The sequence below is a fragment of the Agathobaculum hominis genome, assembly GCF_014288055.1.
In the GTDB taxonomy this organism is placed as follows: domain Bacteria; phylum Bacillota; class Clostridia; order Oscillospirales; family Butyricicoccaceae; genus Agathobaculum; species Agathobaculum hominis.
In genome coordinates this window covers 1-22,630 of the sequence record NZ_JACOPK010000014.1, presented here as the reverse complement: position 1 = coordinate 22,630, position 22,630 = coordinate 1, and the positions used below count along the sequence as shown (strand labels likewise).

The following is a 22,630-nucleotide window of genomic DNA, read 5'->3' as shown; positions in this document are numbered from 1 at the left end:
ATCTCGGCTTTTATGCTGTAAAATAATATGTATGAATATTGCATATTGAAATTGCATGATAATGATATGTAGAAATATTACGCAATATTATTGTGTAATTTCTTTACTTATTCTCTTGTCTGAACTGCCCAAGGTTTTAAACGAGAGGTTTGATTAAAGAAAAATAGGTAGATAAGGATTTTATTAGACTCTGCCGATTTGCAGACGCTCGAAAACCATGGCTTCTGTTTCCATTGTACCCGTAAACAGCCTACCCTGTAAAAACAGGGGAATGGTACGGCGGACAAAGAAAAAGGGCGGCGGGGGAGCCGTCCTTCGTGCTTCAGCCGGGAAATTTCGTTTTGCGTGCACGACAGCCAGCCATGACGCTTGTCATGGCTGATTTTTTAATCCTGATATTCACCGCGGGCGATTGCCTCTTCACGGCGGCGGCGCGCCTCGGCCTTCTGCGCGAGCCATGCCTGCTCCCAGTCGGCAAGCGGCCTGTCCGGGGATTCGTCGGCAGGGGAGGCGTCCGTGCTGTGCTGCTTTTCGAGGAAGTCGAACAGCGCGGTCTGTAAGTAGGCGGCCGGGTTTTTGATGCGGCTGAGATCCAGCGTGGTGCTGTCGAGGAAGCGCTCCACGCTTTCCGGGGAAATCATCTGCGCGACAGTTTCGCGGCGCTCCTGCGTGATCTCAGCGCCCTTGATGAACAGGCGCTGCGCGTGTTTGATATTATAGACCGCCGTCACGACCGTTCCGGTCAGATCGTTGCCGAAGCGCTCGCGGAGCGCGTCGGCGTTCAGCTGCTGCTCGATCTGCCGGCGCTCCTTGCGGCGGACGGCGCGCGGCTTGTCTTTCTTCTTCGTGCTGCGCACGTTCTTGCGGATACGGGAAACGCGCTTTTTGAGCTTCTCGAGGAAGTCGCCGATGGTTGCAATCGTGGAGACCGAGCCGTCAACGTGATGGTTGGTAAGGTACGGCGTTTCCAGGTCGGGCGTCTCACAGATCTCATACTCGTATGTCCAGCGGTTTTCCTCACCGGCCGGGTGGCGGTGCTGCTTGAGCAGGCCGGAAATCTTGAAGCGCTTCCAGAGCGTCGAGAAATGTTTGATCTTCTCCATGCAGAACGAACGGATTCCCTCGGGACGGAGGACAAAGCCGGGAATTTTCATCAGATGGCTGACAAGGGCGAACAGACCCTTGCTCGCGAGGGAAATGGTTTTATCGCGCAGAACCGCAGTGGAAATATTCGTGTAGTCGCGCTGTGCATCGGAAATGCAGACAACATCGCCGTTCGGGCGGTCGATGGACGGGGAATAGACGAAGTCGACCGGCGCGGACGGGTGCTGCATCAGATTGTAGACATGGCAGAATGCACCATTTTCCGACTGGGAGAAATAGTGCTGCAAATATCCCTTTTGCTTTAATTCTTTCCATGCGGCATTGAGCAGATAGCCGCTGTCCGAGCAGGCATAGCCGAGGCGGCGCTTGCTGAGCGCGAACTCCGGCAGGCCGACAAAAGACTTGATGACGGCAAACAGACCCTTCGCGTTGAGGGAAAGCGTTCTGTCGCGCAGAACTTCGTTGTAGATTGTGGTGTAACCGGTCGCGGACATTGCCTTCCCTCCTTTCCGATGGTCAATTTTTCATAGAAAAAACAAAAAATCGTCTGATGCTCTCACACCAGACGATTGAAAAACCATGTCTAAATTCGTGTCAAAAATCGAAAATTCGTAATGTTGCACAAGTGAAATGTGTCGTACAAGGAAGAAAAATTGATTTTCGTCGAAAAACGCGCGTCTTATTGACATACCCACTCATTGAATGTATAATAGTTATACAAGTAAGCGGTATGCGCCATTTGGCGCGTTACTGGTCTCAGTTTGGGTGAGATCTTACCGCCCGCTGGTGTTGGTCGCACCGAGTGGCGGATACCGTTTATCCAAAGAGCTGATGCTTGCAGGCATTGGCTCTTTTGCTTTCTGTAATTAAGAATACCACGACGCGCTGGCGCTGTCAAGAAAAAAATATGGTTTTGTGCTCAAAAAGGCGAAAAAACGATATATATATGTTGCAAATCAAATCAATTAGTGATATAATTTGCGAAAAAATTGAAGTGCAGGATGAATTAAAGTGATATGCTACGGACAAATATCTACTTTAAAATCAGATTATACAATAAAAATGATAGTATTAGGTATGCTGTAATGGAATTTGATTAAGGGGATATAACCGAAAAAGTATAAAATGTAAGAACGAAGCCCTGGTGATGAAGCACTGGGGCTTTGCTGCATTTGGAAAATTATAATGTTTTAACTTTATAATCTTTAATTAAATATACTTTATAGATTATATTTTTGTTGAAATGCCTAAAATAATTGGATATAATATATCTAATAAAAGATATTTTTGAGGTGTTCTATGAGTGATTTCCAAAAATATTTAGATGAAGCATTCTCTAAAATAAATACTTCTGATTTTTCTGATTCTGAAGAAGATCTTCCGCGCGATAATATTTATAAAGAAATTCAGCAGCTGATTGTCAGCGAAAGAAAAAAACAAAAGGTAACACAAAAAGAACTGTCACAAAGGACCGGACTGTCACAGGCTAATATCAGCAATATAGAAAATGGTGTAACGCGCCCAACGATTGATTCATTACAGAAGATTGCAGAAGCGCTGGGAAAGCGGCTTCTGGTTTGCTTTGAAGAAAATGAGGAGATTTGACGATGAAAACATTAAACCAGCTGCGGATTGACGGTTTTCGTGGAATACGAGATTTGAATATAGAGCATTTGACACCGATCAACGTAATCGTGGGTGACAACAACTGCGGCAAGACCAGCGTCATGGAGGCCGTTCAGTTTCTGCGTTCGGGAAGTCCTGCTAATATTTACAGAATCGCCAGACTGCGTGATCGCACATTGACCTTCTCGTCCAACTCGCTGTATGACAGCTTTATCTGTATGTTTCCGAAAGCGGATGATAAACTGAAAATTCAGCTTTCGGGAGAGTATGATGGCAGACAAGTTTCCTATGTGCTTTCGGGAACAGAGTCTAAAGAACTGCTGGATTTGAACGAACTGGATCGTGTAGCCCGCAGAGAATTTGCAGATGCAAACGGTGAAACGGAAACCGATGTCTTCGACGGCTGTTCGGTTTATATGAACGGCGAACAGACGTTGACGGAAAACATTCGCTTAAACAGACTAACTCGTATGACCGGCACGCTGCTGCGGATGAACACGCAGATAAAGATCAGTTATGTAGCACCGTTTGAACATCTTAACGGGAATATCATCAACAGCATTATAAAGAACGATGCCTACAAGTCGATATGCCTGAGTGCATTGCAGCTGTTCGATTCAGAAATAGAAGATATGATGATCTTCAGAAGTGATGTCAGCAATCGTCCGGTTGAATATCTGAAGCATAAACGGCTTGGCAATATGCCGCTGTCCACTTATGGCGATGGCATTAAAAAAGTCCTTGTATTGGCAAATGCGATCGCCGGAGCGACCGGAGGTATTTTGCTGATTGACGAGATTGAAACCGCGATCCACAAAAAATATTACAACGATATTTTTCGGTTTATCGTCAAGGCTTGCCGCACGTTCGATGTGCAGGTATTTATTACGACACACAGCATCGAAGCGATCGACGGCTTGCTCGCCACACAGGATTATGATGTACAGTCAAAAGAAGATGCCGTTACCGTTGTCACATTACGGCGAGAAAATCATAAGACGTATTCCCGCGTCCTTCAGGGGCGAGAGGTCTTTGAAAACAGGGAAGCGTTCGGCTTCGAGGTGCGTCTATGAATAAACTGATTCTTTGTGAAGGCGCAACCGATGCGATCTTGCTCAGCTACTATCTGGAACGAACAGCAGGATGGAAGTTTGTTCGTCAACCGCCGCAGGGCGTATCCATTCGAGCAACAGAACAAAATGAAGAAGTCACATGGTATAAAAAGAACAACGACTATCTGTTGATCTGTGCAGTAGGCGGAAAAGATAATTTCGGGAAATTCTTTGACGATAAAATTCAAAAACCGCTCGTTATGTCAGATGCCTTTAAGAAGATCGCCATTGTAACCGATCGAGATAACAGAGAGGTCAGTGAAATCGAAACAGAAGCATCCGCTTTTCTGAAAGTACCGTGTGGCACCATCAAAAACAATCAGTGGAACGATTGCAGTTATACGAACAAGTTTGGAATGGAAAAAACTTTTTCGGCGTTGCTGGTCGTCATTCCGCATGAGCAGCAAGGCGCATTGGAAACCGCAATGCTTGCAGCGATTGCAGAAGATCCATATGATAAGAGCATTATCGAAAAAACAGGAGTGTTCGCTTCTCAAATGCGTCAGGAGGCATCACGGTATATTTCTACCGATCGTTTGAAACTGAAAGCACATCTGGGATTGACATGGGCTGTACAGTATCCGGAAAAAGTCTTTTCCTTAATTGATGAACAGATTAGAACTGTGAAATGGGAAGAGTCGGAAACGCTGCGGTTGTGCTTTGCGGCCTTAGTGGATATTTAAGGCGGAATATTTTTTGGGGGGGCAGTAGTATTGTGCTGGGACGCTGGGTATATCAGTTTACCCGTTTTTTATGAACGGGTAAACTGATAACCTGCTATTTTCACAGGTTATCTTTGAGGGAAATACTTGCCTTTCAATTGGAAATATTGTATAATATATGTATAAAGTCTGTCTTAGCTCTTTTAATGAGCAATGTTTCCTTTGTTCCATAATAGGAATACTGTATCTAAAATTAAAGTTCAAGACCTCTGTCAGAGTATGATCTGGCAGGGGTCTTTTTATATATAGATTGTCCCATAAAAAGTTTCTCGATGTTTAAAAAGAAAGGAAGTATCCGAACCAAATCCGTGAAAAATTATTGCTGAATCGTAGAAAAATACAAAGTAATCATCAACAATGCAGGAGAGAAAACCAACGTAAAAACGTGCCCGGTACGCCGTAAAAGTACCGGTGAGATAGCGACTCAACGCTATCTCGACAGCTAAAAAGAACAGTCAGAATTTAATAAAACAGATCAGTTTAGAAGCGCTGAAAAAAGAAGCTTCCCGTCGTGCATAAGACGTAAAAAAGTGCCTTGAGGTCGTGCATAAGACCTCGCTCAAAGAGCAAAAAAGAGTGCGTGCCCGATGATTTTTTCAAAGGGCGGCTAAAGTTTTAACATCAAAAAATGAGATACAGTAAGGGAAATTTTTATATGGGACACAAGAAAAAAGACGGAAAAGCTGGCCGTACATTGCATCAACAAGCGTATGACAGACTGAAAAAAATGCAAGCGTTTGGTGACAGCAAACGCATCGACAAGATAGAAAATCCGGAGGAATTCGCGAGAAAAATTTACAGCTTTTCGACCTACCAGACGTACTTCAAGCACATAAAATATTTTATCAAATGGATTCAGAAAGAACATCCCGAAGTCAAAACGCTGAAAAAAGCAGAAGAATTTGTGCCGGAATGGCTGCAAACCCGCGTGGATAAAGGACTTTCCGCATGGACAATTCAAACCGAAGAAGCCGCGCTGAATAAGCTGTACGGCATTAAAGCTGACGATGAAAATCGCTTTCAGCCGCCGAGAAGATTAAAGGAAAATATCACGCGCAGCCGCGGAGCAAAAAAGCGCGACGCGCATTTTTCAGAGAAAGCAAATGAGGAGTTAATCAATTTCTGCAAGGCCTGCGGCTTCCGCCGCAACGTGCTGGAGCGGCTGACAGGCAGTGACTTATTCGACCGCGCAAAGGCCGAAACGGCATTCACCGAAGCGCAGGAAGCAGGTAATGAAGCGCTCGCGGAAGCACTGCTTGTGGGTTTGAAAACCTTTCCGGAGCAGGATTATTTCATCCTGCATCGCCGTGATAAAGGCGGCAAAACGCGCTTGTCGCCTATCGTCGGGCCGCACATAGATGCGGTCGTGCAGCGCATGAAAGCCACGCTGCCGAGCGAAAAAGTGTGGCAGTATGTCAGCTCAAACTGCGACGTCCATGGTTATCGCGCGGACTACGCGACCAGCATTTACAGGCAGTACGCGCGGCCGATCGAACAGCTGGATTACCGCAAAAAGATACGATGTTCCGACGGAAAATACCGCTCCGAAATTTATATCTGCCGCGGGAGTGAGCGCAGAAAACGCCTTGACCGCCGTGCGGTCGGCATCATCAGCATCGCGCTCGGCCACAGCCGCGAGGACACCGCGATCACGAATTATATTCGTAATCTTTAGGCAGCGGCTATGTTTAGATACAGCTCAGTCGTTCAGGCCGGGGTGTATTATTTGTGTAGATACCTGTTTTTATCCGAAACATAATTCTGAATATTATCAATCGCCAAAATAAATGAATACGACAAAATAGTATATTTCACGAATAAAATATGCCTTTCAAGAGAGGTCTCTCAGAACACACCCTACACAAATAATGTAGGGTATCTACACAAATCGTGCACCCCCTGGGACGAGCGCAATGCAGCGGGAATGACCAAATTGGTGGTTTCGCAAGAATCATTGTCGCAGGGGAGGTACATTATTTGTGTAGATACCTCCTTTTATCCGGAACATAATTCTGAACAATATCAACCTCTGGAATGAATCAATGCGGCAGAATAGCACATTTCGTGAATATAATATGCCTTTAAAATGAAGCCTCTCAAAACACACCATACACAAATAATGTAGGGTATCTACACAGATTGTGCGCCCATAGGACGGGCACTAATCAACGAGAATGACAAATTTGGTTGTTACGCAAAGATTTTTCTTGCAGAGGGGTACATTATTTGTGTAGATACCTTCTCTTATCTGAAATGAAATTTTGAACAATATCAATCTCTGTAACGATTAAATACGCGAGAATGGCACATTCCACGAATAATTAATGCTATTCAAAAGAGGTATCTCAAAGCACACCCTACACAAATAATGTAGGGTATCTACACAGATCGTGCACCCATGGGACGGAAGCAATTCACCGGAAATGACCAAATTGGTTGTTACGAAAAGATTCCTCTTGCAGAGGGGGGTACATTATTTGTGTAGGTGCATATGTACGAAGGACGTTTACCTGAATAATTGGAAGACCGGTCAAGAAGACAGGCGGGAAACCGCCTGCTCTTGATATATCTGCATACAACTGTTATATATAAGACAAAAGCGACAAGCCTAATCCATAAGCTCATCGCCCTTAATTATCATAGAAGAATCTTATTTACAGAGTTTTTCTCACACGCTCGATTTAACAGCAAATGTTATTCTGGTCAATGTTTATAAATGCTGACGTTGCAGAATATCGACAATAATAATAGTTGACCTTTGTCGTTTGTAAATCAAAGTGCCTCTCCGTTTTTTCTTGTGGATGAGCGTGGACTTGCTGATAATGGACAGTTTGACGATTTGTGTATGCGAATGGTCGATAAGCAGAATGATTGCATGGTCAAGCTGTCCGGTGTTGAACTTGGGCGGACAGTCTTCACGGAAATTCAAGTGGGTGACAGGACGGTCCATCGACCGTATCATTGTAATAAGGAGCATCAGAGCATAAATGGCATTAACAGATAGAAACCCGTTTGGTTCTCAGAAACAGCCTAAAATCATGGGCGGGCATACATTTGGGGACAACATCGTGAAGTCCGAACGATTCCGCCTGCAAAAGCATAAGTTCGCACCGCTTTTCCGTATTCTGGACGACGGAGATTACCTGCAGGCTATCGGCGAAGAAGGCGCCATGCGTGCGCGGCTTCTTCTGCTGACCGAGGGCAACAGCTATATCGTTCCGCAGTGCGGTGATATCGTGGGCATCCACAATGTCAATCCGTCACAGATAACATTGGCACGGTGGGAGCGGTTCTGCGCAGCGATGGATGATTTGGCTAAGAGGCAGGGGTGGGGGGAGTACATAATGACGAAAATATGAATGGCGACCGTAGGTATCCGAGAGGGATGAATCATGGAAACGAATCGCCCGAATCTATTGCAGCGCAACGGATTCGGGCGATTTTCTTTGTGTCAATAGGGTTAGTAAGGGTAATTGTTATACGCGCCTTTGCACTACTTAGGTGTCACTGGTACGGCATTTAGCCTGTTTTTTGAATCAATGATCGATTTATAAATATCTTTGATTCCAGCTTCTCTTGCCATGCTGACAACAAGATTTTCTTCCTTTACTCCCATTCTTAAACCCAGGATAATTCCGCTTGGAATCCATTCCATCATAACTGGCGGCTTCATTGGGCAAGCAGTTATCATACGCCATTCTTCATCGTATTCATGGCATTTCCTCTTGATCAGCGTTGTTCTTTCTCTTTCCCATGTACCATTCCCCACGCTATCATACAGATATTTGGAAATTGTCGTATCAGAAATTTCGCCGATCTTGTTCAGCATTACAAGTTTTGCGAAATTAGTAGCATTATACGGAGCGTTCGAATAGTAGATGGGATATAACGGTGTGCCGAAATTTTTGATTCCACAGTTTTGACATTTTTCCTGTTTCCCGCATAAATAGTTTTCTTTCTTTTCAAGATCATAAATCTGAACAAAGCCTCTGTGTTGGTCTGCGTATTTTAGCCAGAGAACCTCATTAAAACCATTCTCGGAAAAGCAAATAGACCAAGTGTCTTTCTTTATCTCATCTCGCAATGCAAGCGCAGAACTAAGAAAATTTTCGACGAGTCCATTTGAAAGCATCTTTGTCACATTGTCAGCTGTAAAAAAGGCTTTCTGCTCTTCAGTCAGCATGCCGCCAAGAATGTCCTTGACACCTTCTGTGACTGCTTCTGTGCTTTCACGAGTTTGAAATGCCGTCAGAAGTTCTTGGTGAATAGAGTCAATATCAATATGTAAAAATGTATCAAAGGGATCGTCATAATAGTTTGCCGAAGAAAAATAGAGCCTATTTGTACGAAGTGCTTCCAAGCTATTAAGATTGACAGGACGATAGCGAAATAAAAGTTTCGGAAACCGTATCGCTGCCATCAGTTGTTTTGCATCCTGTGATAGGTCAAGTCCGGGTAATGCGCATAAAGTTTTCCAGAACGCTTCTCGTTCTTGTGCATTCATTCTTTCAGCCCCCTATCTTCCACCGCATTCACGCCGCCAGCGCATTGGCATTGACCCGTTCAATCGCCTGTCGGATGCCTGCCCACACGGACAGGTCTGTGAACACTTCCACGATGCTGCCGTAGTCGGTAAACGGTGCTTCCTGCAAAACGGACATATCTTTCATCATGCCGTTATGAACAATGTACTCCACAATCTGGTTTACGAAGTAAATCTGCCTGCTGTCCAAGCTGGCATCGTTCAGATACTGCGCAAACGCCTCCTTTGCCGCGTTCATGTCAACCCCGACGATTTCTCGCACGAACTCGCCCAGCGGCTTCTGGCCGTACTCAGCCACATAATCCTGTTTCGTACCGACCTCGCTCCAGAGTGCTTTCTCCAACGCCTGCACATCTTCCACAGTCAAAGGGACATTACCCTTTAGTTTGGCAATAACGGCGTCATTCATGTGCTGACGCACGTAGAATTCCGCCTTGGCCTTGTAGTTCTTCAGATCGTCGTTTTCCAGCTCAGATTCTTTCCAGTCCACAGACAGAATTTCGTCATCAAAATTCGTATCATAGCGCACTTTACTGACCGGAATATACTTGATGAGGTCGCGCAGATTCTCCCGGATGTACTCAAATTCATTGATTCCGGCGGTCTCCACATAGTCCGTATGCAAAATCTTGTCAATCAGCTCAGCCTGCACCATGATCTCCGGAATATTTGCCACAGCTGCAACGGCAGAGACCTTTTTAAACAGATCGCTCCGCGCCTTGCCATACTTCTTTCCCGCCAGGTACGCAAGCTCGATGCCGTATAGCAGCGCGTCGAACCGCAGCGCTTTGGCATCGTCCTCTTCCGGTGTAATAAGCGGCGCAAGCTCTTGACCTATGAGCAAGGTATCCTCATAGGTCAGAGCGCTATAGCTGTCCGGTTCTGCATACCGCTCTACATATTTTAAATGCTGGCGGACAGCAAAGTTCTCTTTGTTCAGTTCCCGCACCTTGCGCACCATGTCCTCCACCAGCGTCTTGCGGAAGGCAATCAGATCCGTTGTCTGATACGCCAAGTCCTGCAATTTGAAGGCAATTTGGGCCTTCAGATGAAAGATTGCGCCTTGCAGGGCGATCATATTGGCGGTAGGTCTGCCCTTGTTCATGCGAAAGAACTCAAAGTTGCCGCAGAAGTCAAAAATATAGAACTTGTCCTTATCCTTACCATCCATCAGCCCCGGACACAGACGGGTGCCACGCCCAATCATCTGCCAGAACTTCGCTTTGCTCATGACCTTTTTAAAGAACACCAGATTCAGCACCTCCGGCACGTCGATGCCGGTGTCCAGCATATCCACGGAAATGGCGATTTGCGGCAGCTTTTTCGGATCGGAGAACTCGTCAATCGCGCTCTGGGCGTAAGTCATATAGTTATCAATGACCTTGGCAAAGCCGGGAAGGTGCGGGTATTCTTTATTGAAAACCGCGAGGATTTTCTCCGCATGGGTGTGATTTTTTGCAAAGATGATCGTTTTGCCCAGCTTACTGCCGTAGTCGATGGTCAGACCGTGGATCATCAGCGTGTTCAGTACCTGTCGGATGGTGTCTTCATTGAAAATCCATTCGTTCAGCGCCGAGGACGCAATGCGCTCCGGTAATTCTCCGTTTTCATCTTCGAAGGTGTCCTCATAGGCCTGCTTGTCCTCGTCGGAAAGCTCATCGTAAACGATGCCCTGTTCAATAAATTTCAGCTTCGTCTCTACCGATAGGAAATCCACCAGATACCCGTCCTTCACCGCCTGCGCCAGTTCATAGCCATAGGTGGGTACGCCGTTTTCTAGTTCAAATATCTCATAGGTGTTCTTGTCGATCTCGTCCTTGGGCGTGGCCGTCAGTCCCACCAGCGGGGCATCAAAGTAGTTGAAAATATCCCGGTACTTGTTGTAAACGGAGCGGTGAGCTTCGTCACAGATGACCAAATCGAAATGTCCGCAGGTGAAAAGCTTACCCTCTTCATCCTGCACGCTGTCAATAACATTGTACATGGTCTGATAGGTGGAAAACACACAGTGGGCTGTGTAGTTGTCCTTCTCCTCGCAGAGATTGGTAACGGAGAGATCGGGCAGCAAATTCACAAAGCTGCGCTTGGCCTGCGTCACCAGACTGTTGCGGTCAGCAAGGAAGAGAATATTCTTCACCCAGCCGTGTTGGAGCAGCACATCGCATAGGGCGATGACAGTTCTCGTTTTTCCGGAACCGGTGGCCATGACCAGCAGCGCCTTGCGGCGGTTCCGGGCAAAGGCGTCGCAGGCAGCCTTGATTGCCCCCTCCTGATAGTAGCGCCCGGCGATCTTGCGGTCCACCATGACATTTTTCAGGCTCGTCCGCATACTCTGGAGATTGAAGAGCTTCTCCAGATCACGTTTGGAGTAAATGGCCGCACATTTCCGCTCAGGATACAGATTGTCCGTGATGCGGGTCTCAAAGCCGTTGGTCAGGAAGATGACCGGGCGGCGGTGATACTTTTTCTCCAACAGATCGGCGTAGAGCTTTGCCTGCTGGCGGCCCTTAGCTACGTCCACGCAGGTGCGCTTGGCCTCCACCACTGCCAAGGGGCGTCCATCATCACCGTAGAGCACATAGTCCGCATAGCCGACCTCGGATTTGTTGGGCATACCGGGCAGTTCGACTTCGTTCAGCCAGTCCTTGCCCTCCGTCCAGCCCGCATCTGTGAGCATGGTGTCGATATACAGCTTGCGGGTCTTGTATTCGGACAGGTCGAGGGGCTTTGGCACATAGGTCTGCTGCTGCTCGGCGCGACGGGCGGTGAGTTCCTCCTTCAGCGCAGCGTTTTCCGCCATCAGCGCGGCGAGCTCCACCTCCGGCACTTCCTGCACCGGCTCGGCGGAAACTTCGCTTTTCTGCGTCAGCAGCGCATGGTCGAAATGTCCTTCGGTGTAGTTCTCGCCGTAGCAGTACGCCACAAAATCCAGAAGAATATAGAGATTTTCCAGACACAGCGCCGCCTGCTCTTCGGTGATTTTCTTGCCGGTGTGGGCGGCGTTGTTGCCCATGCGACGGATCAGATCCATCCGCCGCCAGATGTCCGCGCCCACGATGTCCCGGAAGTCTTCGGTATTCATGAGACTCACCAGAGAATCCTGATAAGGCATGACCAGCGCCTTGTCCACGGAATACATCCACTTCACGGCAAACTCCATCGCCCTGCGGCAGTTCAATACGCAGGCAGAAGGATCGATATGTAGAATCCGCTCAGCGGAAACCGCAACGGAGGCAAAAGGGTCAAATTGCGGGTTTGCAGCGAAAATATCAAAGTTGGTCATTGTGTGTCACCTCACATGCTATTATTACAATGTTGATTTACTTTTCTTCGCTATTTATAGGAAACGTGTGTAAAGCGGTTAATTGATAATTGATTTGAGCTTCTTCTATGGAATTTATCTGATATATGGATATTTTCACCGAACCGTGGTTCTCTTTTTCAACTTCATCTGCAAAATCAACCACATATTCATCATTGGGAATACTATCCAATAAAGCAAATAATTCTTTTCCTGCCCTTGTCAATTCAAATTCCCCAATAGAAATGACGTTTTCATCTGATTTTGTGCCATATACCATCACCAATTTTGTTTTATTGTACATAAACTCAGGCTTTGTATTAGACACCGACAGATTGAGAGAGACAAAGCCGCCAGAGTTAATTAAACCGCATTCGTCCAAAATCATTATGTCTCTATAGGCAATATTGTATTTTTCTAGTAACTCGTTGGACGATGGCAGAAAGAAACTGCTATTCCTTTCGAGAATAAATGGTGCTATTTTTTGAAACAATTCTGCTTCATGTTTTGAAATATTCTTCAATGTGTCCAATGTGCGGAGGGAGTATGAATTTGGTTGTTTAATTTCACCTGCTAACACTTTGCCCCAAAGATTTTGTAAATCCTCATCTGAAATACCTGCAACAGAATCAAAAAACCTATTTATCCATCCTTGTTCCACAGGGTCATCAGAGCACTTTTCTTCCTTCTCTAATATCTCATAAGCATTGTCAATAATATTTTCTATATTTAACTGTTTCGTTGCTTCCTGAAGGGCTAATCTAGTTCCGGTTCTTTGCATTAGTCGATTAAAATCTTCCGAGTTTATTACTACACCATTTTTGTCATAAACGATAGGTACATCAGCGGCATTCCGCATTGCTTCCCCAATAACACTTATTTCGTATGCTGTAGCATCGGCAAGTTTTCGCTTTTGTCGGGGTTCATATGCCGTACCGATTGCTTGTCCAACCATTTCAATCAACTTCGTGGTTGGGGCTACTAATACCTTTGCTATTTCAAGTGCTTCTCCCATAATATACACCTCACCCAAAATATTTCTGCATCAGACTGTCAAACAGCAGCTGTGCTTCGTCCAATGCCTTCTGTACGGCAACTTTTGATTTGTCGGTCTGCTCGACGAAGGCCGCGAATTGATCCTGCAGTTCAATCGGGGGGCAAATTAAAGGTAACTGCCGTATAAATCCTTGATTTGCCATTTTAAACTTTCCGCTCCCTATCTCCATGAACTTTGAATAGAGCATCTGCATGTGATAGAAAACGAATTCTGATGAAAATGCTACATTATTGTTTACATCAATTGCTGCGATATTCTGGTTGGTTGTGGTATCAAATCGCAGTAATGCGGTTTTCCCGATGGTCGCGCCAACCAATGCAACCAGCACCGTTCCTTTATGAAACCATTTTGCTGACGAATGTGTGTAACCTTCTTCTGTAATGAATTTCCCGTCATTTCCACTCAGTATCGTGTCTTGGCACATGTTAGAACCTATCCAGGGGATTGTTCCATTTTCCCAATATGCCTTTTCTCCTGTGGCGGGAGTTCCACCGCTAGTCACATTGAACTGCTCTCCGATAGTCGATGTGCTCCACTTGGAAATATCAGTCATTGGATCACCAAACATCTCGACAAATCGGGCTTTGACAAGCTCGTCCATCTTTTGAAGCTGCTGTTGACGCAATCGAACGATTGAGATTATTCTATCAAATTCGCTGGTAATATGTCGCTGATTTTCTAATGTGGGGCATTCTATCTCTACAGATTTTAAATCTGAACTATTGGCCCGTGGCATTTTGGCACCGCTTGTTTTTTCGTTTATATATGCCACAAATTTTGGTGACCGTAGAAAATATGTAAGATATTCTCTCGTAATATAGTTTTTATTAGGCTTCAGTGGAAGCATTTCTGAAGTTGCATACCCAGGGCAATCAGGGATAACAACTTTGTTTAGATATGGACGTAATTTAGAATAGAGAACATTATTAGTATCAAATGCGATGGTTGAGGTTCCGACTTTATCGAAAGGAACATACAAACGCTCATAGATATGCCCTGTGTTGCTTTCCACCATATCTAGATTTAGCAGCCAATATGATTCGCTTTCTGGAACACTTCCTTGCTGAATGGGGGCTATATCACCCAGTTTATATTTCGCCATATTTCACTCCATTACAATCCAAGCAGCTCTTCCAGCTTGCTCATTTCCTCACCAATCTCCAGTTCCAACTCTCTCAGCTGGGCCAAAATCTCGCTGGTCGGCGGATACTCCACGGGCTTATACTCGGTTTTCTTGTATTTATTTATGGACAGGTCATAGCCATTTTCTACGATCTCCGCCTTGGGCACGAAGAAGGATTTTTCCGTGCGCTGGCGGTCTTTTTCGGCATCCAGATTGCGGAACCGTGCAATGATATCAGGGATATCGTTGTCTGCCACCGGGCTGCGCTTATCGTCCAGCGAAAAGCCGTCGGCGGTCATATCATAGAACCACACATTGTCTGTACCACCGTGGCCGGTCTTGGTGAAGATCAGCACCGCGGTAGACACCCCTGCGTAGGGCTTGAACACGCCGGAGGGCATGGAGATCACGGCCTCCAGCCGGTTGCCGTCCACCAGCTCTTTGCGGATGGCTTTGTGTGCCGTGGACGAGCCGAACAGCACGCCGTCCGGGACGATGCAGGCGCAGCGTCCGCCGATGCGGAGCATCCGCAGAAACAGAGCCAGAAACAGCAGTTCCGTTTTCTTGGTCTTGCAGACTTTCAGCAGATCCGCCGACACGGTGTCTGCGTCCAGGCTGCCCTTGAACGGCGGGTTGGCAAGAATCAGAGAATACTTTTCCTTGTCCGGGTTCTGATCGGACAAGCTGTCCCGGTATTCGATAAAGGGATTGTCAATGCCGTGGGTCATCATGTTCATCGCGCCGATGCGGAGCATGGTTCTGTCCATGTCGTAGCCGAAAAACATGTGGTTCATATAGTGATCCTTCTTCTGGCGGTTGAAGAAGATTTCTTCTTTGCGGTGCTCCTTCAGGTATTCGCCTGCCGAGACCAAGAAACCCGAAGTACCGCAGGCCGGGTCGCAGATCACGTCATCGGCTTTCGGGTCCATCAACTCCACCATCATGCGGATAATATGGCGTGGGGTACGGAACTGACCGTTACGGCCGGACTGGCTGATTTTGCTGAGCAGATATTCATAGGTATCGCCCCGCACATCCACCGCCTGAGATTCGTTCATCAGGCGATAAATCTCGTCCAGCGCATCCACCACTTTGGATAGCAGAAGCGGCGTGGGCAGCTTGAAAATGGCATCGTCCATGTACTTGGAATAGGCGCTGTTCTTATCCCCGTGGAGGTTCTTGATGAACGGAAACACCCACTCCTGCATTACGCTGTACATCTTTCCGGCGGGGAAATCGTGGAATACACTCCACTTAAGCTGCTGGCCGTCGATGGTACGGTCACCGACCTGCACCTCATCCGCAAAAATGCTCTGATACGGCAGTCCCAGCATGGCAGCTTCCTTGGTCCGGAGATTGTCGGCGTCATCCAGATCATGGATGAACATCATATAGGTGATCTGCTCAATAACATCCAGCGGGTTCACCAGTCCGCCCGCCGCAAAAATATCCCAGAGGCTGTCGATTTTGTTTTTCAGTTCACCTGTAATCATTTATTCTCTCTCCCTGTTCCAAGTATAAGAAGTGTAGCGTCCGCCGCCGATTTTCAAGATTTCTCCAGACTTTATCAAATCCGCCAGTGCGCGCTGGACGGTGATCTGGCTGATATCCGGGCATTTGGCCTTGATTTCACTCTTGGTGATCTTGCCGAGGTGGTTCTTGATGATCTCCCGCACACGGTCGGGCTTGGACAGGCCCTTGGTGGTCAGCAGCTCGATCCGGCTCTCGAAATCCCGGTACGCCGCCACCAGAACACCCAGCATATAGGTGACAAAGGGGGCATAGTCGTTGGTTCCCTCATGCCAGTTGTATGAACTCTGCTGCAAAGCTTCGTAATATGTTTCCTTGGTGTCGGAAATCAATTTCTCAATGCTGATATACTTGCCCACGATATAGCCGGAGCGGTACAGGAGCAGCAGCGTCAGGAGCCTGCTCATGCGGCCATTCCCGTCATTGAAGGGGTGGATGCAGAGAAAATCCAGTATAAAGATGGGAATCAGCAGCAACGGGTCGAGTTCAGCATCCTGCGTAGCCGCTTCAAATGCGCTGCACAGCGCCGTAATAGCCTCCGGCGTTTCCCACGCAGGAACAGGCTCAAACCGGACAATCTGCTGACCGTCCGGCAGTTCTTCGGCAATCACGTTATCCGAATTTTTGAAGCAGCCGCCGATGGACTTCCCGCTGTATTTGTACAGATCCCGGTGAAGCTGCAAAATGATGGACGGCTTTGGCGGGATATAGTCATGGCTTTCATGAATCGTTGCAAGCACATCGCGGTATCCGGCAATCTCTTTTTCACTGCGAGTTTTTGGCATTGTTTTATCACGCACGATTTTCTTCAGTCTGTCATCCGTGGTGATAATTCCCTCGATGCGGTTAGATGCCTCTGTGCTCTGAATTTTCGCAACTTCCAGAAGTTCAGACAACGCATCCGCTTTAGCCTCGATAAAGAGATTTTGCTGCCCCTTGTATTCGTGAATCTGCGTCAGGTAGGCCACGATCTCTGGCGTCAGCAATTTGTTGTATTCTGTTTTGAAGTCGAACGCTCTCATGCACTGCCCTCATTTGAATTTCAATTTCATCAAATCTTATCGAATGATGTAATTATAGTATATCCTTGAATTACATCGCTGTCAATATCAATTTTCTCATTTTTGCATTAATGATAAAATTAGAATTTGGCTGTCGTCTGCTACGCATCATGTCCCCTCGCCGGCGCTGACAATCGAAAGCTGTATCGTAACGATTTCAGATTGTCAGCAAAAAAGGAAGTCCGCTACTCATCGGTACGGACTTCCTTTTGCATTTTCTGAGCAGGTGTTCCAAACTGCGTTTTTACAGTTTGGGTACCCGTCTGCGAAGAAAATATGGGGAGTTCAGAGGGGAAAATCCCCTTTGACGCAGGGTTTCCAATAGGGGCGCGCAGCATCCCTGTTGGCACACGATTTTCCGTAGGAAAGTCTAGTGTGTTATACCTTTGCTTCCGGCTGACACTGGAAAGGGGCTGGCTTCGCCATCTGCTGTACGGACAGATAGCGGTTGGCAGACGCTTTTCAGCGGCAGGAGGATAGGCGGATTTTGTGACGCGGGTTGCGGTACAAATGCAGGATTTTTGAGAAGCAAAATCCGACTGTCCGGAAAAGGAAGCAGAGGTATATAAAAGCCCCGTCCCGCCGCAGCGCCGCCGTTGTTTCAGCGCTTCTTCCGTTTTCCCTTGCCGTGGGTCATGGTCGTTTTCCCGCGCTGGCTGATGGGGCTTTTCAGGTACTTGGACAGTTTGAGTATTTCAATCAGTGAGACGAACTGCTCTTTCGAGAGTTTGTCATAATCAATGCCGAACGTAGCAAGGAATGACCGAATTTGCCTTTCCTCGGAACTGCCCTCAAAGTTCATTGCATCCTGTAATTGGTTCTGTATATTTTCTGCAAAGGAGACTTCATCCGCGGTCATGGTGTCGGGGCGGTGTTCACTCCGAATGTCACGGAGAATACCTTTCAGATCATCCGCAATCAATCTTCCGAAATATTCATCTTCCCGAATCTGCGCCACTTCTAACGTCCGCAGGTGCAGGTCATTTTCCTCACCGCCGTTTTTCATCAATGCCATCTGCCGGACGGCTTCCAGCACGGCATTCATATCGTTGACCCGCATATCCGCGATCCGGTCAACGTAAATCTCAGCATCCAGCATGAAGCGCTGGAAATCCTTGTGGCAGATCAGCTCCGACAGCAGCCGGTGGTTGAACTTGCCTGTTCTTAATATATCAATCGAAGCATCACTCAAATGCAGCTCATGTAGAGCTGTGTTCAATGTCACTTAGTTAGCAAGTAAGGAACCTCACAAAGACAGCACACAGCAAAGCCAGAGCAAGCTGTGTGCTGTCTTTTGCGACATCAGGGCATGACAACAAAGCGGATCGGAAAATCCGCTTTAAAAAGAATGTTCAAATCACAAAAGTTTCGCTACCGGTTGCAAAACTCAGCGTCATAAGTTATAATAGAGATATCAAAACCTATATTCAAAACTCGCGGTGTCAAAACCGGGAAAACGGGGGAATTTACATGACATTCGGCTACGCGAGAGTCTCGACCAAGACGCAGGCGCGCGACGGCAACAGTCTGGACGCGCAGCAGGCGGCGCTGACGGCGGCGGGCGCGGAAAAAATTTACACGGACACCTTCACCGGCACGAAGATCGAGCGCCCGGAGTTCGACAGGCTGCGCGCGCAGCTGCGACGCGGCGATGTGCTCATCGTCACCAAGCTCGACCGCCTCGCGCGGTCGGTGTCGCAGGCGTCCGGCCTCATCACCGATATGATCGACGAGGGCGTGACCATCAACGTGCTGAACCTCGGCATCCTGTCCAACGACTCGGTGAACACGCTGCTGCGTAACGTGCTGCTGTCGTTCGCGCAGTTCGAGCGCGACATGATCGTGCAGCGCACGCAGGAGGGCAAGGCGGTCGCGCGCGCCACCGACCCGAATTTCCGTGAAGGCCGCCCGCCCAAATTCGATGCCGAGCAGCTCGACCATGCGATGACGCTGCTCGATGACCATTCCTACGCGCAGGTCGTCAAATTGACCGGCATCAGCAAGTCCACGCTCATCCGGGAGAAGAAGAGGAGAAACGCGGATATTCTCTATTTTAACAGCAAGAACAGCGCTCCTTTGTAATAATACTAGAGTTACGATTTGATACAGCAATCAGCTAACCAGTGGTTTCTGAAAATACTGTCGCAAAAGCGGCGGCAGAACGAACAAATTCACTTTTAATGCTAAAAATCTCCTGCTTTCAGAATGCGGAAGCAGGAGATTTTTTTAGGAGAACTTTTATGGAAGCGGCTATTGAGTTGATATATTATTCAATCCAGTCATTCACGGTTAATGCACTGCCGAGAACCGAGTTGCGTTCGGTTGCGGAAAGCATCAGATGACCAGAATCATTGACGTAAACGCTGGCGCCATAGCGGAAATGAACGCCCATGACACCGGCTGCGCCGCCGGTACTGGTCATATGGACTTTTTGCAGTTCATCACTGAGGGTCCAGGACGTTGTATCGAGCTGATACAGATAAGCATAATCATCGAAGGTTGCACCGCTAGTTATGGACCATAGACCGATCATATAGATATCGTTGGTGTTCGCTTCAGTTACCAGACCGATGCCCTGAAAATCCTTATCAAACGGGAAGCTGCCAACATCTTCAAACTGCGCGTTTTCGAGACCCTGCGCAGCATTGGCGCGGTATACGTGATAGACGCTGTTTTCGCCGTCCAGATGCGCGACCATCAGTACATAATATTCCGTACCGTCTGCGGCCGTATACTGCGTGACACCGAGCGCACCGGCTTTATGTCCGACAGACAGATCAAACCCCTCTACACGGCGCAGCTCGCCAACTTTAAGCGAGCGCAGATCGTACAGATCAACATGAGCGGCGGTATCCTGTTCGGAGGGAACAAAAAGATAGTCGCCCATGACCTGAATACCGCCCGGATGCTTCCAGCCCTCAAGATAGGTTTTGAAACCGGTTTTTTCACTGCCGTTCGTTAAACCGGCCACAATATGCGCATAGGAAGCAGTAGAAACACTGTGCGTCAGGAGAGAATAAGCGTTTCCGTTCTGATCTACATATGGCGTATATCCCTGAATGTGGTTTACTGTCGGGTCGTAGCTTCCGGGGAAGCCGCTCAGATTGGTTTTGCTGCCGTTCAAGGGCAGAGCAGCAAACGCTTTCTGAACGTTTTCAAGCTGCGCCGGCTTGGTGCGTGCGATTTCCGGAATGGCAAGTGCAGAAAGCGTAATTTCATTCGTGCCGTTGCCGCCGCGCAGGAAAGAAGCATATACCGTTTCGCCTTTCTCGGTCGAGCCGAGCGCAAGGATAGAATCGGATCCATCGCTGTCTTTTGTATGCTGACCGCAGGTCTGGCCGAACCACCAGTTGTTACTGAAAGTCGTACTTCCCTGTGCAATACCGACATCGGGGAACGTGACGGTTTCGCCCTGCGGCATTTGTGCGTTCTGAATGGTGAGGTTTAACTGACCGACAAAAGCAAAATTCAGTGTGTCGGCCGTATGATCGAATGTTGTTCGGTCGCCATTCACCGAGTCGCTGTTATAGCCGGACATCTGATCATTGAACCAGTTCGCGACTTTTGCAGAGCCGCTTCGACCGACATCAAAGGTAAATTTTCCGTCAGACAGAGAAACGACCTTGCCTGCATAATTTCGGTTCTGCGGGTCCTGTCCGTCGGTAATGCTCAAATCATTGAGCGTATAGGTGCCGTCCACAATGGTAATATCGGAAGCGGAGGTAAATTTGACTTCATTTGTACGGTACGTCATACGGGGCGCAATATCAAATGCGCCTGCATTCAGCGTGCAGAGCATAGAAACAGAAATAATACTGCTTAAAATCTTCAAACGGGTTTTCTGCATGTTATACTATCCTTTCCAAATTCATATTTTTAAGGCAGCACCGACCAGGGAAAGTACAGCGCTGCCTTAAAGTAAAAAGAGAGAGTAACAGTTACGCTTTATTCTGCTTTGCGAGCTTTTCTGCGACCTTGGCTTTGTGGTTTTTCCACGCGAATACCGAAACCGATGCGACTGCGATCACGAGGAACAGCAGGCTGATCGGGCGGGTCACAAAGATGCTCAGGCTGCCGTCGGACAGCAGCAGTGCGCGGCGGAAATTGTTTTCAGCCAGAGGGCCAAGCACGATGCCCAGAAGGATCGGAACCAGCTGGAAATCCATGCGGCGCAGGAAGTAGGAGATGATACCGAAGATCAGGATGATATAAATATCATACAGACGGTTATTGGTCGAGTACGAACCTGCGATGCAGAAGGTCAGAACGATGCACGCCAGAATCTCATACGGAACACGGGTGATGTGCGCGTAAAATTTGGTGAATACGCTGCCGATGATGTACATGAACACGTTGACAACGATCAGGCCGAGCATGATCGCGTACAGAATATTGCCCTGCTCCTTGAACAGCATCGGGCCGGGGACCATGCCGTGGATCATGAACGCGCCCATCAGGATAGCGGTCGCGCCGTCGCCCGGTACGCCGAGCGTCAGCATCGGGATCATGGTTGCGCCGCACGCGCCGTTGTTCGCGGACTCGGAGGCTGCAACACCTTCGATCTCGCCTTCGCCGAAGGTTTCCGGATGCTTGGAGGCCTGCTTGGTCTGGTTGTAGGAGATAAACGCCGCCAGACCGCCGCCGGTGCCCGGTGTCGCGCCGATGATGATGCCGATGAGTGAGCCGAGCAGGATCGGCTTGCGGCAGCGCTTGTATTCTTCCCTGGTGATCTTGTCCTTGGTGATGGAGGCTGCGCTGACTTCCTTGTGGTCGCGCTTCGGGTTGTACTGCGATTTCATCATAATCTCGGAAATTGCAAACAGACCGATCAGTGCAATGATGAGGTCGATACCACTCATCAGATTGAGATTGCCGAAGGTGAAACGGGTCGTGCCGCTGATGTTGTCCATGCCGATGGTGGACATGAAGATACCGATGCAGGCGCCGATCAGACCCTTGAAAATGTTCTTGTTCGATACACCGGAAATGACCGACAGACCGAATACGGCAAGCGCCAGATACTCCGCCGGGCCGAACAGCAGGGTAATTTTTGCGATCTGCGGCGCGAGGAACAGCAGCGCGAACGCACTGAGCAGGCCGCCTATGGTTGACGCAAACAACGCCATCGACAAGGCTTTATATGCCTGACCTTTGCGCGCCATCGGATAGCCGTCGAACAGCGTTGCGGCGTTCGCCGAGGTGCCCGGCGTGTTGATCAGGATCGCGGTGATAGAGCCGCCGTAGGTACCGCCGCAGTAGATCGCCAACAGCATGAGGATCGCCGTGGTCGGCTCCATGCCGTAGGTCAGCGGAATACAGAGAATGATGCCGAGGTCAGAGGTCAGGCCCGGGATAGCGCCGACAACGATGCCGAGCGCGAGGCCGACCGGAATGATAAGAAAGTGCTGCCAGTTCAAAAGAAGATGCAGTCCCTGTAAAAATAGATCCATG

16 protein-coding genes are annotated in these 22,630 nt (G+C 48.0%); 6 read left to right on the top strand and 10 right to left on the bottom strand.

The annotated features are described in order from the left end of the window. Positions 1-386 precede the first annotated feature (386 nt). Positions 387-1,598: a hypothetical protein gene (locus H8S02_RS12155; RefSeq protein ID WP_186970744.1), complete on the bottom strand. Its 1,212-nt coding sequence runs from the start codon at positions 1,596-1,598 to the stop codon at positions 387-389. 805 nt (positions 1,599-2,403) lie between these two features. On the opposite strand from H8S02_RS12155, the gene H8S02_RS12150 reads away from it, so the two are divergent. The 5 genes from H8S02_RS12150 (at position 2,404) to H8S02_RS12130 (ending at position 7,923) form a co-directional block, all read left to right on the top strand. Next, complete coding sequence (locus H8S02_RS12150) at positions 2,404-2,709, top strand: helix-turn-helix domain-containing protein (RefSeq protein ID WP_186970743.1); 306 nt, start codon at positions 2,404-2,406, stop codon at positions 2,707-2,709. 2 nt (positions 2,710-2,711) lie between these two features. Beyond that, positions 2,712-3,803, top strand: a complete 1,092-nt coding sequence (locus H8S02_RS12145) for an AAA family ATPase (RefSeq protein WP_186970742.1) — start codon at positions 2,712-2,714, stop codon at positions 3,801-3,803. After that, a complete protein-coding gene (locus H8S02_RS12140; protein WP_186970741.1) occupies positions 3,800-4,525 on the top strand; it encodes a DUF3226 domain-containing protein in 726 nt (241 codons plus the stop codon). The genes H8S02_RS12145 and H8S02_RS12140 overlap by 4 nt, the downstream gene beginning before the upstream one ends. 766 nt (positions 4,526-5,291) lie before the next feature. After that, positions 5,292-6,239 (top strand): hypothetical protein, encoded by a 948-nt coding sequence (locus H8S02_RS12135; RefSeq protein WP_186970740.1) that lies wholly within the window; start codon positions 5,292-5,294, stop codon positions 6,237-6,239. 1,312 nt (positions 6,240-7,551) lie between these two features. Continuing rightward, on the top strand, positions 7,552-7,923 hold the full coding sequence (locus tag H8S02_RS12130; RefSeq protein WP_186970739.1) for a hypothetical protein: 372 nt from the start codon (positions 7,552-7,554) through the stop codon (positions 7,921-7,923). A 134-nt stretch (positions 7,924-8,057) separates the two neighbouring features. On the opposite strand, the gene H8S02_RS12125 is transcribed toward H8S02_RS12130, so the two are convergent. From H8S02_RS12125 to H8S02_RS12095, 7 genes are all read right to left on the bottom strand, one after another. Continuing rightward, positions 8,058-9,068: a DUF2971 domain-containing protein gene (locus H8S02_RS12125; RefSeq protein WP_186970738.1), complete on the bottom strand. Its 1,011-nt coding sequence runs from the start codon at positions 9,066-9,068 to the stop codon at positions 8,058-8,060. Between the two features lie 28 nt (positions 9,069-9,096). Further along, positions 9,097-12,390, bottom strand: coding sequence for a DEAD/DEAH box helicase family protein (locus H8S02_RS12120; RefSeq protein WP_186970737.1), 3,294 nt, complete (start codon positions 12,388-12,390; stop codon positions 9,097-9,099). Positions 12,391-12,427: 37 nt separating this feature from the next. Beyond that, positions 12,428-13,423, bottom strand: coding sequence for a DUF2806 domain-containing protein (locus tag H8S02_RS12115; protein WP_186970736.1), 996 nt, complete (start codon positions 13,421-13,423; stop codon positions 12,428-12,430). Positions 13,424-13,433: 10 nt separating this feature from the next. Further along, complete coding sequence (locus H8S02_RS12110) at positions 13,434-14,567, bottom strand: restriction endonuclease subunit S (RefSeq protein WP_186970735.1); 1,134 nt, start codon at positions 14,565-14,567, stop codon at positions 13,434-13,436. 11 nt (positions 14,568-14,578) lie between these two features. Then, the gene (locus tag H8S02_RS12105) at positions 14,579-16,081 is read right to left on the bottom strand and encodes a type I restriction-modification system subunit M (protein WP_186970734.1); all 1,503 of its coding nucleotides are present in this window, start codon (positions 16,079-16,081) and stop codon (positions 14,579-14,581) included. After that, entirely contained in the window at positions 16,082-17,140 is a 1,059-nt protein-coding gene (locus tag H8S02_RS12100; protein ID WP_186970733.1) for a Fic family protein, read from the bottom strand. Between the two features lie 640 nt (positions 17,141-17,780). Next, on the bottom strand, positions 17,781-18,371 hold the full coding sequence (locus tag H8S02_RS12095; RefSeq protein ID WP_207722127.1) for an XRE family transcriptional regulator: 591 nt from the start codon (positions 18,369-18,371) through the stop codon (positions 17,781-17,783). Positions 18,372-18,649: 278 nt separating this feature from the next. Between H8S02_RS12095 and H8S02_RS12090 the strand changes: the two genes are divergently transcribed. Continuing rightward, complete coding sequence (locus H8S02_RS12090; RefSeq protein WP_186970731.1) at positions 18,650-19,261, top strand: recombinase family protein; 612 nt, start codon at positions 18,650-18,652, stop codon at positions 19,259-19,261. Positions 19,262-19,445: 184 nt separating this feature from the next. On the opposite strand, the gene H8S02_RS12085 is transcribed toward H8S02_RS12090, so the two are convergent. Further along, on the bottom strand, positions 19,446-21,026 hold the full coding sequence (locus H8S02_RS12085; RefSeq protein WP_186970730.1) for a hypothetical protein: 1,581 nt from the start codon (positions 21,024-21,026) through the stop codon (positions 19,446-19,448). A 91-nt stretch (positions 21,027-21,117) separates the two neighbouring features. Continuing rightward, positions 21,118-22,630 (bottom strand): tripartite tricarboxylate transporter permease (locus tag H8S02_RS12080; RefSeq protein ID WP_186970729.1); only part of this gene is annotated, 1,513 nt, incomplete at its 5' end.

Coding starts and splice junctions, on each gene's coding strand:
- H8S02_RS12120 (WP_186970737.1), bottom strand. CDS start 12,390: ATGACCAACTTTGATATTTTCGCTGCAAACCCGCAATTTGACCCTTTT.
- H8S02_RS12090 (WP_186970731.1), top strand. CDS start 18,650: ATGACATTCGGCTACGCGAGAGTCTCGACCAAGACGCAGGCGCGCGAC.
- H8S02_RS12105 (WP_186970734.1), bottom strand. CDS start 16,081: ATGATTACAGGTGAACTGAAAAACAAAATCGACAGCCTCTGGGATATT.
- H8S02_RS12085 (WP_186970730.1), bottom strand. CDS start 21,026: ATGCAGAAAACCCGTTTGAAGATTTTAAGCAGTATTATTTCTGTTTCT.
- H8S02_RS12140 (WP_186970741.1), top strand. CDS start 3,800: ATGAATAAACTGATTCTTTGTGAAGGCGCAACCGATGCGATCTTGCTC.
- H8S02_RS12150 (WP_186970743.1), top strand. CDS start 2,404: ATGAGTGATTTCCAAAAATATTTAGATGAAGCATTCTCTAAAATAAAT.
- H8S02_RS12155 (WP_186970744.1), bottom strand. CDS start 1,598: ATGTCCGCGACCGGTTACACCACAATCTACAACGAAGTTCTGCGCGAC.
- H8S02_RS12145 (WP_186970742.1), top strand. CDS start 2,712: ATGAAAACATTAAACCAGCTGCGGATTGACGGTTTTCGTGGAATACGA.
- H8S02_RS12115 (WP_186970736.1), bottom strand. CDS start 13,423: ATGGGAGAAGCACTTGAAATAGCAAAGGTATTAGTAGCCCCAACCACG.
- H8S02_RS12130 (WP_186970739.1), top strand. CDS start 7,552: ATGGCATTAACAGATAGAAACCCGTTTGGTTCTCAGAAACAGCCTAAA.
- H8S02_RS12100 (WP_186970733.1), bottom strand. CDS start 17,140: ATGAGAGCGTTCGACTTCAAAACAGAATACAACAAATTGCTGACGCCA.
- H8S02_RS12110 (WP_186970735.1), bottom strand. CDS start 14,567: ATGGCGAAATATAAACTGGGTGATATAGCCCCCATTCAGCAAGGAAGT.
- H8S02_RS12135 (WP_186970740.1), top strand. CDS start 5,292: ATGCAAGCGTTTGGTGACAGCAAACGCATCGACAAGATAGAAAATCCG.
- H8S02_RS12125 (WP_186970738.1), bottom strand. CDS start 9,068: ATGAATGCACAAGAACGAGAAGCGTTCTGGAAAACTTTATGCGCATTA.